This is a genomic window from Amorphus sp. 3PC139-8 (assembly GCF_040750475.1).
Taxonomy (GTDB): domain Bacteria; phylum Pseudomonadota; class Alphaproteobacteria; order Rhizobiales; family Amorphaceae; genus Amorphus.
The window spans coordinates 172,113-186,359 of the sequence record NZ_JABJVY010000009.1; the positions used below are offsets into that span (position 1 = coordinate 172,113).

Annotated in this window: 12 protein-coding genes; 8 read left to right on the forward strand and 4 right to left on the reverse strand. The window is 66.0% G+C overall.

From position 1 onward, the window contains the following. Positions 1-178 precede the first annotated feature (178 nt). A complete protein-coding gene (gene cobT / locus HNS03_RS11030) occupies positions 179-1,207 on the reverse strand; it encodes a nicotinate-nucleotide--dimethylbenzimidazole phosphoribosyltransferase (protein ID WP_367195298.1) in 1,029 nt (342 codons plus the stop codon). Positions 1,208-1,366: 159 nt separating this feature from the next. Between cobT and HNS03_RS11035 the strand changes: the two genes are divergently transcribed. From HNS03_RS11035 to HNS03_RS11045, 3 genes are read left to right on the forward strand one after another with little or no spacing between them, the layout of a single operon-like run. After that, positions 1,367-2,188, forward strand: a complete 822-nt coding sequence (locus tag HNS03_RS11035) for an adenosylcobinamide-GDP ribazoletransferase (RefSeq protein WP_367195300.1) — start codon at positions 1,367-1,369, stop codon at positions 2,186-2,188. Beyond that, positions 2,185-2,376, forward strand: coding sequence for a DUF1289 domain-containing protein (locus HNS03_RS11040; protein ID WP_367195301.1), 192 nt, complete (start codon positions 2,185-2,187; stop codon positions 2,374-2,376). The genes HNS03_RS11035 and HNS03_RS11040 overlap by 4 nt, the downstream gene beginning before the upstream one ends. Before the next feature lie 4 nt (positions 2,377-2,380). After that, positions 2,381-3,082 carry a TIGR02281 family clan AA aspartic protease gene (locus HNS03_RS11045; RefSeq protein ID WP_367195302.1) on the forward strand — a complete coding sequence of 234 codons (702 nt, stop codon included), beginning with the start codon at positions 2,381-2,383 and terminating at the stop codon, positions 3,080-3,082. Positions 3,083-3,720: 638 nt separating this feature from the next. Here HNS03_RS11045 and HNS03_RS11050 read toward each other — a convergent pair. Genes HNS03_RS11050 through HNS03_RS11060 form a run of 3 tightly spaced genes read right to left on the reverse strand, consistent with a single transcriptional unit; the run spans position 3,721 to position 7,690 of the window. Beyond that, positions 3,721-4,584 carry an MBL fold metallo-hydrolase gene (locus HNS03_RS11050; protein ID WP_367195304.1) on the reverse strand — a complete coding sequence of 288 codons (864 nt, stop codon included), beginning with the start codon at positions 4,582-4,584 and terminating at the stop codon, positions 3,721-3,723. Beyond that, positions 4,581-5,045, reverse strand: a complete 465-nt coding sequence (locus HNS03_RS11055) for a cyclic nucleotide-binding domain-containing protein (protein WP_367195306.1) — start codon at positions 5,043-5,045, stop codon at positions 4,581-4,583. Before HNS03_RS11055 ends, HNS03_RS11050 begins: the two co-directional genes overlap by 4 nt. After that, positions 5,042-7,690 (reverse strand): ABC transporter transmembrane domain-containing protein, encoded by a 2,649-nt coding sequence (locus HNS03_RS11060; RefSeq protein WP_367195307.1) that lies wholly within the window; start codon positions 7,688-7,690, stop codon positions 5,042-5,044. Before HNS03_RS11060 ends, HNS03_RS11055 begins: the two co-directional genes overlap by 4 nt. A gap of 450 nt (positions 7,691-8,140) precedes the next feature. Here HNS03_RS11060 and HNS03_RS11065 point away from each other — a divergent pair, with 450 nt between their 5' ends. The 5 genes from HNS03_RS11065 (at position 8,141) to HNS03_RS11085 (ending at position 14,087) form a co-directional block, all read left to right on the forward strand. Further along, complete coding sequence (locus HNS03_RS11065) at positions 8,141-9,355, forward strand: glycosyltransferase family protein (protein ID WP_367195308.1); 1,215 nt, start codon at positions 8,141-8,143, stop codon at positions 9,353-9,355. A 5-nt stretch (positions 9,356-9,360) separates the two neighbouring features. Then, the gene (locus HNS03_RS11070) at positions 9,361-10,593 is read left to right on the forward strand and encodes a glycosyltransferase family 4 protein (protein ID WP_367195309.1); all 1,233 of its coding nucleotides are present in this window, start codon (positions 9,361-9,363) and stop codon (positions 10,591-10,593) included. 472 nt (positions 10,594-11,065) lie between these two features. Beyond that, a complete protein-coding gene (locus HNS03_RS11075; RefSeq protein WP_367195310.1) occupies positions 11,066-12,184 on the forward strand; it encodes a glycosyltransferase family 4 protein in 1,119 nt (372 codons plus the stop codon). Beyond that, positions 12,181-13,338, forward strand: coding sequence for a glycosyltransferase family protein (locus tag HNS03_RS11080; RefSeq protein WP_367195311.1), 1,158 nt, complete (start codon positions 12,181-12,183; stop codon positions 13,336-13,338). Before HNS03_RS11075 ends, HNS03_RS11080 begins: the two co-directional genes overlap by 4 nt. Continuing rightward, positions 13,335-14,087 carry a polysaccharide deacetylase family protein gene (locus HNS03_RS11085; RefSeq protein WP_367195312.1) on the forward strand — a complete coding sequence of 251 codons (753 nt, stop codon included), beginning with the start codon at positions 13,335-13,337 and terminating at the stop codon, positions 14,085-14,087. Before HNS03_RS11080 ends, HNS03_RS11085 begins: the two co-directional genes overlap by 4 nt. The last annotated feature ends 160 nt before the right edge of the window (positions 14,088-14,247 follow it).

Below are 14,247 nucleotides of genomic sequence, written 5' to 3' on the forward strand. Positions count from 1 at the left end.
TTCTTGAATCGAAGTGCGATGATTTCGGGCTGGTTTCGCCCGAAATCATTGCGATCGTTTCCAGCAAGCTTGCGCGGAATGCGGGCAAATGCCGGCTTCTTTTTCAGCTGGTATTTTGGGGTCTTGTTTTGACGCGTTTCCAGACGGCGAACCGGTTTCCACTTCGCCTGGAAACGCCCTAGGAATCCGGCCCGGCCACGCCGGCATCGGCGAACGTTGCCATGCCGCGATGGACCTGAATGGCGGCGCGCACCAGGCCGGCGGCCAGCGCCGCGCCCGTTCCCTCGCCAAGCCGCATCCCGAGATCCAAGAGTGGAACCCCGTCGAGTTCCGCCAGCGCGGCGCGATGCGCCTTTTCCGCCGACACATGGCCGAACAGGCAGTGGCTGATGGCATCGGGGTCCATGGCGTAGAGCACAGCGGCCGCCGCCGTCGTCACGAAGCCATCGACGATTACCGGAATGCGCTGATGGCGGGCCGCCACGATCGCGCCCACGATGGCGGCGATTTCGCGCCCACCGAGGCGCTGCAAGATCACCAGCGGATCGCGCTCGCCGTCGATCCGACGCACGGCCTGTTCGACCGCCGACACCTTCAGCGCGAAGGCATCGCCATCGACGCCGGTGCCGCCGCCGACCCAATCCTCCGCCTTGCCGCCGAAAAGGGCGTGGAACACCGCCGCGGCGACGGTAGTGTTGGCGATTCCCATCTCACCAACGCACAGAAGATCGACCTGGCCGGCGATCGCTTCCATGCCGTAGGCGATGGTGGCCGCGCATTCGCGCTCGTTCTCGAAGGCATCGGTCGTGACGATGTCGCCGGTCGGGCGTTCAAGGGCCAACTCGAAGACCCGCAGCGCCAGATCGTTGGCCAGGCAGATCTGATTGATGGCGGCCCCGCTGCGGCGGAAATTTTCCACCATCTGCGCCGTCACCGCCGGCGGATAGGCCGACACGCCGCGCTCCGCCACTCCGTGATTCGCCGCGAACACGGCAACGGTCGGTGACAGGATCTCCGGTTCCGCCCGCGCCTGCCAGGCGGCGACGAAGGCGGCGATCTCTTCCAGCCGGCCGAGCGAACCGGCGGGCTTGGTTAACTGGCCATCGCGGGCGCGGGCGGCGGCTTCGGCCTCCCGGTCGGGTGCGGGCCCGCTCGCCACGAGCGAACGGATGTCGTCGAACGGCTGCGGACTGGTCTGATCGATCATGAGGCCTCTAGAGGCTGTTGGGGACTTGGGGGGAAGCGTGGATTCTCGTCCCGCGTCATACAGGCTTGCCACGTTGCGGTAAAATCGGTCACGGCGAAGACGGTTGTGGAACCGGTCGGCAAGGTGCAAGCGTTGCCAGGCGACAGAGAGGATCCGAACATGACGATGCAAGACCCGCCCGGCGCGCCCGGTCCAGTGTCCGCTTATGCCGCGGACATCGTCGTCTGCGTCCGCTTTTTCTCCCGGCTCGCAACCGCCCTGCCCGATGGCTTCGCCCGCTTGGCGGGCCGCCGAAGGCTGGTCGGCGCCGTGCGGGCATTGCCGGCGGCAAGCCTGCTGATTGCGCTGCCCGGCGCCGTCGTGATCGCCGTCCTGGTCGCGATCGGCATCCCGCCCTTGGCCTCAGCCGCCGCCGCCCTTGCCGTTACCGCGATCGTGACCGGCGCGCTGCACGAGGATGGCCTCGCCGACGTTGCCGACGGCTTCTTCGGCGGGCGCGATGCGGAGCACCGGCTGACCATCATGCGCGACAGCCGGACCGGCGCCTTCGGCGCGCTCGCGCTCGCCCTCACCGTTTTGATGCGTGCCAGCCTCGTTGCCGGGATCGCGCTCGAGGCCGGTCCGATTGCCGCCGCCGCCGGATTGCTCGCAGCCTCCGTCGGCGGCCGGATCGCGCTATTGTGGCCCTGGCTGGCCACGCCGCCGGCGCGCGCCGACGGATTGGCCCGGCTGGTCGGAAAGCCGGATTCCGGCGCGGCTCGCGTCGCCGCGCTGACCGGCGCGGTGATCGTGTTCCTGCTCACGCTCGGCTTTGCGCCCCTCGCCGTCATTCCCGCCGCCGTTGGGGTGGTTTTGGCGGGTTGGGGGCTCTCGGTTGCGGCCCGGCGCCAGATCGGCGGTCACACCGGCGACGTGCTGGGGGCATCGGAGCAACTCGCCGAGATTGCCGTTTTGGCCGCAATCACCATGTCTCTCACGTGAGCAACACACAGCCAACCGAGCGGATCGAAAGCCCCTGCGTGTCGATCTGCCGGATCGATCCCACCTCCGGGCTCTGTATCGGATGCCTGCGAACCCTCGACGAGATCGCATCCTGGCGAACACTCGACGCGGACCAGCGCCGTGCCGTCATCGCAGAGCTGCAAGACCGGGCAACGGAAAGGGCCTGACCGCGTGCGTCGCTTCGCCATCGCTTTCATTGTCATCCTGGCGGTAGTCGCCGGCGTCGCCTGGCTTGTCGGCGGCACGCCGACGACCCAGGAAGAGCTGATGGCCGGCCTCGACACCACCTGGCCGCGAACGGTTGCGCTCGGGCTCCTGGCAGCCGTTTTGACCGCGAGCATGGTCGCCGGCAGCCCCAAGCTGAAAGAGGTCGGCCGCGCCATCACCGTCTGGGGACTGCTCGCGCTGGTGCTGATCGCCGTCTACGCCTATCGCCATGATCTCACCCGCATGGCCCAGACCACGATGGCGGCGGTCGTGCCCGGCATGGCCGTCAGTGTCGACGAGGGGGTCGCCGTCTCGCGCGGGGCGGACGGTCATTTTCGTATTCGCGGGTCCGTCAATGGCGCACCGGTCACCTTCCTGTTGGACACCGGCGCGAGCCTGATCTTGCTCACGAGCGAGGATGCGACGGCGGCCGGTGTCCGGCCGGAACGTGCGGCGTTCTCGCTGCCGGTCTCGACCGCCAACGGGCTTGCCGAGGTCGCGCCGGTCACGCTCGGCGACGTCAGCGTCGGCTCGATTTCGGAAAGCGAAGTGAGTGCCGCCGTGGCGCCGCCAGGCAAGCTGTCATCCAGCCTGCTGGGCATGAGCTTCCTCTCCCGGCTCTACCGGTTCGAGATCAAAGGCGACCGGCTGGTGCTGCAGAAATAGCGCGCGACCGCGCGCCGGCCGAAGATCAACGGACGTTCGGTCAAGCCTGAACGTCCAGAAGTTGATCGTCTTTAAGACCGAGCAGCTTATCTGCCTCCGGAAGGACACAGGCTGCTCTCAGGCAGCCCCCGCGGAGCCGTGAGCGAAGCGAACTCGCGTGAGCGGAAAGATTCTTTAAACGCAATCCCGGACGGAAAACCGGTTCCCACTTTTCCTGGGATTGCTGTCATCAGCGCGCGACCGCGCGCCGGCCGGTTAGGCCGCCCCCGCGGAGCGGTGAGCGAAGCGAACTCGCGTGAGCGGAAAGATTCTTTAGACGCAATCCCGGACGGAAAACCGGTTCCCACTTTTCCTGGGATTGCTGTCATCAGCGCGCGACCGCGCGCCGGCCGGTTAGGACGCCCCGCGGAGCCGTGAGCGAAGCGAACTCGCGTGAGCGGAAAGATTCTTTAGACGCAATACCGGACGGAAAACCGGTTCCCACTTTTCCTGGGATTGCTGTCATCAGCGCGCGACCGCGAGCCGGCCGGTTAGGCCGCCCCCGCGGAGCCGTGAGCGAAGCGAACTCGCGTGAGCGGAAAGATTCTTTAGACGCAATCCCGGACGGAAAACCGGTTCCCACTTTTCCTGGGATTGCTTTACGCCACCGTCACTTCCATGGCGCTGGCGACGAGTTCCATGCCTTCCCGCGCGATCAGCGCTCCCGGATGGCGCGAGCGAACCCGGTCGGCAATGCGGTCGAGATCCTCGTCGGTGCGCGCGGGATCGTGGTGGAACATCACCGGATGCGCGACGCCCGCCTTGTCGGCGAGCGCGACGGCCTTCTGCCAAGTCGAATGGCCCCAGCCGACGAAACGATGATATTCCTCGTCGGTGTAGGTCGCGTCGTAGACCATGATGTCCACGCCTTCGACGAACTTGGCCACCGCCGCATCGATCTTCGCGTCGCCGTGCTCGTGGTCGGTGATGATCGCCAGCGACCCGCCGCCCCAATCGAAGCGATAGCCGGTCGCGCCGCCGGGATGGTTGAGCGGCAGCGTGCGGACGACCAGCCCGGGGCGAAGCCCGACGGAATCGCCGGCAAGAAACTGGCGAAACTGGCAGGCCCTGAGCGCGGACGTCGGGACCGGGAACAGCGGCGGCGACATCAAGCGCGCCAGCACTTCCTCCAGCGATCCGTCTCGCGGCACATGGCCGCCCCACACGCGAATGTCGAAATCCAGGCTGTAGGCGGGGCAGAAGAACGGCAGCCCGCAGATATGGTCGAGATGGGTATGGGTGAACAGCAGGTCCGCCGGCTCCGGCACCCGCTGGTTCATCAGCCAGCCGAGCCGGCGCGCGCCGGATCCGCAATCGATGATCACGAGATACGGGCCAACCCGAACCTCGATGCAGGTGGTTTCGCCGCCATAGCGCAGCGTATGATGTCCAGGTGTCGGGATGGAGCCGCGCACACCCCAGAACTTCAGTCGAAGCCCGTCTGTCGGCTCGATCATGGTCATTGTTCGGCCCCTGCCGGCCCTGCGCGCAGACGCCCTACCTCGCGCGTTGTCCTTTCAAGACGATGCGCCAGCACACGCATCACTTCAATTGCCATATCTGGGAAATTCTTAAGAAGTTTCAAGAAATTCTCTTTCGCGATCGCCAATGCCAGGACGTCGCTGGTGGCAACGACCGTCGCTGTGCGCGGAACATCGATCAAAATCGCGATCTCGCCGACGACGTCGTTCTGTTTGACCGTCGCCACCGTCTCGTTGCCATGGCTGGTCTGGATCACGATGTCGGCCGCACCATCCAGGATGATGTAGGCGGCATCCCCACGCTCGCCTTGCTCGCAGAGCCGTTCCCCCGGCCGAAAACTCACCCGCTCGCTGATGAAGGCGAGCAGCCTCAGCTTCGTGTCGTCGACGCCACGAAACAAGGGAACCTTCTTCAGCGCCTCAACCTCAGCGTCCAGGCTCACGCCGGCTCCTCCTCCGCCTTGACAGACGCGTCGTCACCATCGTCGTCGGCACCGTCAGACATCGCCGCCCTCACGCTAGCGTAATCGCCGTCTGCGACCAAGCGTCCCTCCCGCATGACGACGACGCGATCGAATTTTTCCGCGACGCGCGGAACGGCCGTACCGACCACCAAGGTGCCTTCGCCCACCACGTTGCGAACTTCGTCCAGAACGCGCGGTTCCTCGTCGACCGTGCCGTCGAGCAGCGTGATCCGGGGCTTTTTGAGGAGCACCCGCACCAACCCGACACGACGGCGCTGAACCGGGGACAGGCGCGCCCCGGCCACGCCGACATGGTAGTTCAAGCCGGCCCGGGCGATCGGATCGCGGGCGCCAAGCTCGGCAAGGGTCTGGCGGATGAAGCCTTCGATCCGCTCGCGCGCGCCGCGCCGATCCACCCGCGGCTTGCCGAACAGGATGTTCTCCTCGACCGTCAACGGGTCGATATAGTGTTCCGGGTCGAACAGCACGTAACGCCCGTCCAGCTTGTCGAGCCGGTCGCGAACCGCCGTCCGGCCTTTGACGAATTGGGCCGCCTGGGCCTCGTCGATCTCCACCAGACGGTGACGGGCGGGAACCAGCCGGAAGGCGAGACCGACCAGCTCGGCGCTCTGATAGGCCGAGAGCTGACCGACCCCACCGGATCGGTAGGCTCGCACATAGGGCTCGAACGCGGGAAGCTGATCGCTCGACAACAGGCTGAAATCGCCCAGCAGGCTGTCGTCGACGGACATGTCGGAGAAGAGCTCGATCATGGTCTCGGCGACCTTGGCGCCGATCTCGACCAGAGCGTCGTGAACGCCGGCCTCCTTCAGCGCGTCGATCACGTCGGTGTCCTGGGCGATCGCGTCGACGCTCACGGTCGGGTCCGCCGGCAAGGCGAACAGGACATTCTCAGCCAGCGTGCCGCTCGGATTGAACGCATCGCTGCGCCACAGCTCCACCAGATCCTGCAGCTCCGCGTCGGACTTGATGCGCTCGCCGACCGCTTTACGCGCCTCCAGAACCCGCGTGGCGAGGTCCGGCTCGGCGGCCGGATCGACGTTCGACTGCAGGCCCATGCGGAAGAGATCGTTGCCGAGGCCGGTCCGGTCGAACAGGTCGAGGATGTGCTGGTCGAGATCGTGTCCGTCGGCGACTTCAGCGACCGCCAAGTCCTCCCAAGGCGCGTCGAAATCGAACTTGCTGTTGCCCGTCAGCTTCGCCTCGGCAAGGCGGAACTTGTGCTCGTCGGAATCGATCTCGACGTCGCCAACCGGGCGGTGGCGCAGCGAATAGATCACGTTGCCGCGGATGGTGTCGTTGAACATGTAGGGCGAGGCGCCGACATAGGCGATCTCCCGGCCGAGCACCGCCTCCGGCAAATTGCCGAGCTCATGGCCATTGATCTCGACCCGTCCGGTTTGCGGATCCATCAGCCCGGCGGCGAGAAGAAGCAGCTCGGTGCGACCGCTCGACCCGGTGCCGAAGACGGCCACTCTCGTGCCCTTTTGGATGGTCGTGTCGAGATCCGACACCTCCTGCCCGCTTCCGAACACCGCGCTTGCGCGATGGAACACGATATCCCCGTCGAGGTCGACATCTTCCTTGGCATCGTCGTCGATCCGCGACGCCGGGTACATGTTCGGCGGATCGAAATTCTCCACCACCGTCTCGTACTTCACGTTCATGTTCGAGAGGTTCTGGTAGTAGGTGATCAGCTCCTTCCACGGACCGGCCAGATCCTTGTAGGCCGCCAGCACCGCCACCAGCGCACCGAAGGACAGCTCGCCCTTGATCACCAGATAGCCGCCGACCGAATAGAAGAAGAACGGCGGAAGCTGGTTCATGAAGTTGTTGATGAACTTGATCAGATATTTCCGCTTGTAGATTTCCAAGCGGATACGATAGTTCGTCAGCAACTTGTCGGTGATATCGGCGAGATGCCACTGGGTGGTGTCGTTGGCGTGGATCTCGATAATGCCGGCGACGCTTTCGCCGACCTTATCGGAAATCTTGCGGACATTCTTGACGCGCTCGCGAACCAGAATCACCACCCGATGCTGCAGCTTCGGGATGATGTAGCCCTGGACCGGATAGAGCAGCACCGCGGCCGCGCCCAAGAACGGATCCTGGGCGAAAATGAAGACGATGTAGACGACCAGCGTGCCGCCCTGAAAGGCGGGCGTCGCGATCGCATCGCCGATGAAGACGCCGAGATCTTCCACCTCCGCGATCATCATCGAGATCAGTTCGCCGGCGCTTACCCCGCGGAACTGGGGCAAACGAAAGCGCATGATCTGGTAGTAGAGCCGATAGCGCAGGCGCCGCAGCATGCGTTCGCCGACCACGCCCTTGTAGACGTTGAGAACGAACTTCACGCCGTTGTTCAGGACGACGAGGCTGAGGAAGATGCCGCACAGCACCAGAAGATAGGGAATCTGATCGAGCGTGAAGCCGGCGACCGTGCGCGGAAAGTCCTTGCCGTCGATCGCGTCGTTCACGATCCATTTCGGCAACTCCAGCGTCATGTACAGGATCGGAAACGAGACCACAGTGATCGCGAGAATGATCAGCTGTTGGCGCTTGCTGTACGCCCAGATGAAACCGAATAGGCTCTTCTGCATTCACCCGCCTCTGGCGCCTGGATTACAATGATTGCGGGGTGATTCGACCTGCAATCAGGAAACGCGAACGATTCTAACAAGCTACGGCGAGATGCGGGCGGAAAACCGAAATCGTCGGTTTGCCCCGCCCCCGCAGCGTCGGCGCAAACGGAGTGTGTGCGCCGGAACACGCGTGCGCAACACTTAGCTTGCGCGCAGCCGCCTGTCCGCGTATTCGCAGCCCGTTCGCAACGGCGATGCCTGTTTTTTGGGGCTTGCAACGGGCAGCGCAAAACTGCAGGAAACGGCCCGCGCTGGACGGCAGCTCAGTTTCCAGATTAGGGTCGACTTGACGGGGGGAGCCGTCTTTGTCGACAACCAAGCCCGATATCGTGGGGTGGGTCGGCGAGGTCGTCATGCTACCGCACGGATGAACACGAAACGCGATAACAGCCTGACCGGCCGGTCCCGATGCGGTGCAAGCAACCGAAGATCCTGATCTACAGTCATGATTCCTTCGGGCTCGGCCATTTGCGGCGGTGCCGGACGATCGCTCATGCGCTGGTGGGCGCGTTCGACGACCTGTCGGTCATCATCCTGTCCGGCTCTCCGATCATCGGATCCTTCGACTTTCGAAGCCGCGTGGATTTCGTGCGCGTCCCCGGCGTTATCAAGCTGCGCAACGGTCAGTACACCGCCCACACGCTGCCGCTTGGCATCGAAGAGATGCTGGAATTGCGCGCCTCCATCATCGAGCACACGGCGGAGGTCTTCGATCCCCACGTCTTTATCGTGGACAAGGAGCCGCTCGGCCTGCGCGGCGAAGTGCGCACGACGCTGGAGCGGCTGGGAAAACGCGGAACGCGGCTCGTGCTGGGCCTGCGCGACGTCATGGACGATCCGGAGGTCCTGAAGGAGGAATGGGAGCGCAAGGGCGCACCCGAAGCGCTGGAAAACCTTTACGACGACGTCTGGATCTACGGGCGCAAGGAAATCCACGATCCGCTGGCCGGCATCGGCGTTCCCGACGCCGTGCGCGAAAAGGCGCTTTTCACCGGCTATCTGCGCCGGGAAGCCCCTCCCGCGGCCTCTAGCAGCTTCCGCTCTCCCTTCGGCGAGGAACCGTTCATCCTGGTAACGCCGGGCGGGGGTGGCGACGGCGTGGAGCTGGTCGATTGGGTGCTGCGCGCTTACGAAGCCCACGAGCAGCCGCTGTTTCCGGCCGTCATCGTGCTCGGCCCGTTCATGTCCAACGAGTATCAGGAGCGCTTCACCGCCCGCGCGGAGCATCTACGCGATGTCCACATCATCGACTTCACCCCGACCATCGAGTGTCTGATGGAAGAGGCCGTCGCGATCGTCGGAATGGGCGGCTACAACATCTTTTGCGAGATCCTGTCGTTCGACAAGCCGACGCTACTGGTGCCCCGGGTCCAACCCCGACGCGAACAGGCGATCCGCGCCGCCAAAGCGGAAGCGGCCGGTCTTCTGAGCGTCCTGCCGATCGACCGCTATCCGGACGTGGATCCGATGGTGGAGGCGCTTGCCCGCCTGCCGCGACAGAACCCGCCGTCGGTCGCGGGCCTCAACGGCCTGCTCGGCGGGCTCGACGTAATCACCGATCGGGTCGCCACCTTTTTCGAAGAAACCGGCGCACGGGCCCCGCGTGCGGCGGCGGGCGAATAACGCGCATGGGTCGGCTCGCCATCGTCGTGAAGGGCTATCCGCGACTGTCGGAGACCTTCATCGCCCAGGAGATCCTGGGGCTGGAGCGCCGCGGCATCGAAACGCTGATCGTCTCGCTGCGCCATCCGACCGACCCGACCCATCACGATCTGCACGACCAGATCGCCGCCGACATTCTCTACCTGCCGGAATATCTGAAGGACGATCCCGCCCGCGTCCGCGCCGGCCGGCGCTACGCCGAGGGACTGGCCGGCTATGCGACCGCCCGAGCCGCCTTCGATGCCGATCTGGTCCGCGACCGCTCCAACAGCCGCTATCGCCGCTTCGGCCAGGCTTGCGTGCTCGCCCACGAGCTGCCGACCGACGTGACCCACCTTCACGTCCATTATCTCCATACTCCGGCGTCGGTTACGCGCTACACTGCACTTCTGACCGGCATGTCGTGGTCGTTTTCCGCCCACGCCAAGGACATCTGGACCACGCCGAAATGGGAGCTCACGGAGAAGCTCGCCGAAGCGGAGTGGGGCGTCACCTGTACCGAAGTGAACACGCGCTATCTGCGAGAGCTGAGCGACCGGCCGGAGACGATCGACCTCGTCTATCACGGCCTGCAGCTCGACCGTTTTCCGGCCGAGGCCTCGCGGTCCGCCCGCACCGGGAGCGAGGATGATCCGGTTCGCATCCTCTCGGTCTGCCGGGCGGTGGAAAAGAAGGGGCTCGACCGCTTGATCCGGGCGCTCGCGGCCCTGCCCCGCGATCTGAACTGGCGCTTCGAGCACATCGGCGCCGGCCCGATGACGGCGAAGCTGACCGCGCTTGCGGATCGGCTCGGCATTGGTGATCGGGTCGCCTTCCTGGGGGCCAAGGCCCGCGACGAAGTGATTGCCGCCTACAAGGCCTCCGACCTGTTCGTGCTGGCGAGCCGGATTGCGAAATCCGGGGACCGGGACGGATTGCCGAACGTTCTAATGGAGGCGGCCTCCACTGGTCTGGCGCTGCTCGCCACCAACGTCTCCGCAATCCCCGAGCTCGTGCGCGACGGCGAGACGGGCGTGCTGGTGCCGCCCGACGATGTCGCGGCGCTGACTGCGGCGCTGTCCCGGCTGATCACGGAGCCGGAAACCCGCGCCCGGCTCGGCCACGCCGCCGCGCTCGATGTCCGAGAACGCTTCTCCAGCGAGCCCGGGTTCGATCGGCTTGCCGCCCGCTTTGCGGAAACAAGCCGGCGTGCGGCGTGAGATTCGAGCAAATCCAGGAAAAGTGGGTACCGGTTTTCCGTCTGGATTTGCGTCTAAAAAATCTTTCCGCTCACGCAAGCTCGCGTCGCTCGCGGCTCCGCGGGGGCGGCCTAACCGGCCGGCGCGCGGTCGCGCGCTGGCAACAGCAAATCCAGGAAAAGTGGGTACCGGTTTTCCGTCTGGATTTGCGTCTAAAAAATCTTTCCGCTCACGCAAGCTCGCGTCGCTCGCGGCTCCGCGGGGGCGGCCTAACCGGCCGGCGCGCGGTCGCGCGCTGGCAACAGCAAATCCAGGAAAAGTGGGTACCGGTTTTCCGTCTGGATTTGCGTCTAAAAAATCTTTCCGCTCACGCAAGCTCGCGTCGCTCGCGGCTCCGCGGGGGCGGCCTAACCGGCCGGCGCGCGGTCGCGCGCTGGCAACAGCAAATCCAGGAAAAGTGGGTACCGGTTTTCCGTAGCGAAACGAGGGCACGATGACGATCGCGCTCTACTGCCCGATGAAGCCGCCGGATCACCCGCTCGCCTCGGGCGATCGCGAGATCGGACGGTTGATCGCCATCGCGCTGGAGCGGCTCGGCAAGCCTTCCGTCATCGCGTCCCACCTGGTGACCTGGCAGGCGACCCCCAATCCCGACACCTTCGCGCGCCTGGCGCGCGCATCCGATGCGGAAGCCGAACGGCTGATCGAGGCCTGGTCGTCCGGCGCGGATCGCCCAGAGGCTTGGGTGACCTACCATCTCTACCACAAGGCCCCCGACTGGATCGGGCCCAAAGTCACCGGCACGCTCGACCTGCCCTACGCGGTGATCGAAGCAAGCCGGGCCCGCAAACGTGCGACGGACCCCTGGGCGGCCGGGTTTGCCGCGGCCGAAATCGCGCTTCGCGCCGCCGATGCGGTTGCTTCCATGCACGACGAAGACCGGCAAGGCCTTGCCGATATCGTGACGCCGGAACGGCTCGTCTCGCTCGCCCCCTTCATTGATGCCCAGCCCTTCGCCGAACTGCCGCGCCGTCCGCCGCGCCCCAACGGACCGGTCCATTTGCTTGCTGTCGGCATGATGCGGCCCGGCAACAAGGCGGCCTGCTACCGGGTGCTGGCGGATGCGCTCGCCAAGCTTGCCGACCTGCCCTGGCATCTGACCATTGCCGGCGACGGCGAGGCATCGTCCGAGATCCGGCCGCTGTTCGATCCCGCACGCACGACCTTCCTGGGCTGCGTCGACCGCCCGACACTGCTCGACGCCTATCGCGATGCCGATATCTTTGTCTGGCCGGCAGTCAACGAACCCTTCGGTCTCGTGTTTCTGGAGGCCCAGGCCGCCGCCCTGCCGGTCGTTGGCGGGAGAAGCCGGGGCGTGCCGGAGATCGTCGCCGACGGCGAGACCGGCCTGCTCGTGCCGCAGAACGATCCCGACGCATTCGCGAACGCGCTGGCAACGCTGATCCGCACGCCCGAGCGCCGTGCCACATTCGGCGCCGCAGGCCGGACCCGTGTGCTTGCGCGCCACGACCTGGTTCCGGCCACCGCCGCGATCGGCCGGCTGCTTGAGACGTCCAGGATCAATCACGACGCCCGGAGGCGGCAGCGATGAGAGCGCTCGTCTACGTCCAGCATCTCTTGGGAACCGGGCACGTGGTGCGCGCATCCGCGATCGCGCGGGCGCTGCTGGCCCAAGGCGTCGACGTCATCCTCCTGCTCGGCAACACGCCGCCGCCGACCCTCGACCTTGCAGGGCTTGCGATCGAGACCCTTCCGCCGGTTCGTGCCGCCGATGCCAGCTTTTCGCGTCTGGTGACCCCCGAAGGACAGCCGATCGACGACGACATCCGCCACGCCCGCGCCGAACGGCTGCTGACGCTGGTGGAGACGATCCGACCCGACATCCTGTTGACGGAGACGTTTCCGTTCGGCCGGCGCGCCTTTGCCCAGGAGCTGCTTCCAGCCCTCAACGCGGCCCGTGCCCGCGCACGCCCGGCGCTGGTGGCCGCTTCGGTGCGCGACATCCTGGTGAAGAAGTCCGATCCGGCCAAGACACGCTGGATGGCGGAGGTCGCGCGGACCCACTATGACTGCGTTCTGGTGCATGCCGATCCGGCCCTGGTGCGGTTCGACGCCTCCTTTCCCCATGCTGCCGAGATTGCCGATCTCATCCGCTATACGGGTTTCGTCTACGCGCCCTCTTCGCCTCAGCCGCCGGGCGACGACGGCCGCGGCGAAGTCATCGTCTCGTGTGGCGGCGGTCCGGTGGGCGCGCGCCTGCTTCAGGCTGCGGTGACGGCCCGGCCGCATGCGCACCGGGCCACCGGAACGTGGCGCGTGCTTGCGTCCGCAAGCCACGGCGACGATCGGCTGGCCGCGCTCGCCGCAGCCGCCACCCCCGGCACCATTGTGGAGCCCGCCCGGCCCGATTTTTCCGGCCTGATCAAGCGCGCCGCCGTTTCCGTCAGCCAGGCCGGCTACAACACCGTGCTGGACGTGCTTTCCGCCGGCTGCCCCGCCGTGCTCGTTCCGTTTGCCGAAGGCGACGAGACCGAACAGACCCAGCGCGCGGAGATCCTGGCAGCGCGCGGGATGGCCATTCAGCTCTCGGAAGGCCATGTTACGCCCGAGCGGCTGGCCGGCGCCGCCGATCAGGCATGCGTCGCGGACCGACCAACCCTCGCCATCGACCTCGCGGGCGCGGAGAAAAGCGCGAGACTCCTGATCGCCGAGGCGAAGAAACGGGATCGAGAGGAACGCACATGACCGGCAGCGCACCCGACTTCGCCGACCGGCTCTCAGCGCGGCTCGACGCGGCGGCTTCGGCGGGCAAGCGGATCGCTTTCTGGTGGCGCGACGACGACGCCGTGGCGCCGAGCGACGCCCTCGACCGACTGCTGGCCCTTGCTCATACGCACGACGTGCCGCTCGCGCTCGCCGTGATCCCCGCGGAAGCCACCCGTGCGCTCGCCGATCGCCTGACCGACGACGGCCGAACCAGTGTGCTGCAACACGGCTGGGCCCATGCCAACCACGCCGGGGCGGACGCCAAATCGGCCGAGCTGGGCAGCGATCGGCCGATCGACACGGTGCTGGACGAGTTGAGCCGGGGCCATCAGCGGCTCGGACGTCTGTTCGGAGAACGCTTTCTGCCGGTGCTGGTGCCGCCGTGGAACCGGATCGCACCCGAGGTCGCCGCCCGGCGGGCGGAAGCCGGGCTTGCCGGCCTGTCCTGCTTCAAGAGCCTGTCCACCGAGGAGCATCGGCTCGACGCCCATCTCGACCCAATCGCCTGGCGCGGTGGGCGCGGCTTCGTCGGCTGGCAAGAAATGGCCGCCGCCCTCGACGCGGAAATCGATCGCCGTGACGGCCAGGAGATGCCGATCGGCCTCCTGACCCATCATCTGGTCCACGACGGCGAGACCTGGGCCTTTCTGGAGGCCTTCCTCGCCGTCGCAGCCAATCATCCGGGCGCGAACTGGCCGCCGATTCCGGAGGCGTTCGGTCTCGACTGAGGCTGCCAAGCGGAAAACCGGTTCCCACTTTTCCTGAAATTCGCGAAGCCAGCGCGCGACCGCGCGCCCGCCGGAGGCCGCCTCGTCCGGAGCGAAGCGGCGAAGCCGCGACAGCGTGAGGACATATCTTTCAACGCAATTTCAGACGGAAAACCGGTTC

Excerpts from the sequence above, each read along its gene's own strand:
- HNS03_RS11085 (WP_367195312.1), top strand. The coding sequence starts at position 13,335 with ATGACCGGCAGCGCACCCGACTTCGCCGACCGGCTCTCAGCGCGGCTC.
- HNS03_RS11075 (WP_367195310.1), top strand. The coding sequence starts at position 11,066 with ATGACGATCGCGCTCTACTGCCCGATGAAGCCGCCGGATCACCCGCTC.
- HNS03_RS11050 (WP_367195304.1), bottom strand. The coding sequence starts at position 4,584 with ATGACCATGATCGAGCCGACAGACGGGCTTCGACTGAAGTTCTGGGGT.
- cobT (WP_367195298.1), bottom strand. The coding sequence starts at position 1,207 with ATGATCGATCAGACCAGTCCGCAGCCGTTCGACGACATCCGTTCGCTC.
- HNS03_RS11065 (WP_367195308.1), top strand. The coding sequence starts at position 8,141 with ATGCGGTGCAAGCAACCGAAGATCCTGATCTACAGTCATGATTCCTTC.
- HNS03_RS11035 (WP_367195300.1), top strand. The coding sequence starts at position 1,367 with ATGACGATGCAAGACCCGCCCGGCGCGCCCGGTCCAGTGTCCGCTTAT.
- HNS03_RS11080 (WP_367195311.1), top strand. The coding sequence starts at position 12,181 with ATGAGAGCGCTCGTCTACGTCCAGCATCTCTTGGGAACCGGGCACGTG.
- HNS03_RS11070 (WP_367195309.1), top strand. The coding sequence starts at position 9,361 with ATGGGTCGGCTCGCCATCGTCGTGAAGGGCTATCCGCGACTGTCGGAG.
- HNS03_RS11060 (WP_367195307.1), bottom strand. The coding sequence starts at position 7,690 with ATGCAGAAGAGCCTATTCGGTTTCATCTGGGCGTACAGCAAGCGCCAA.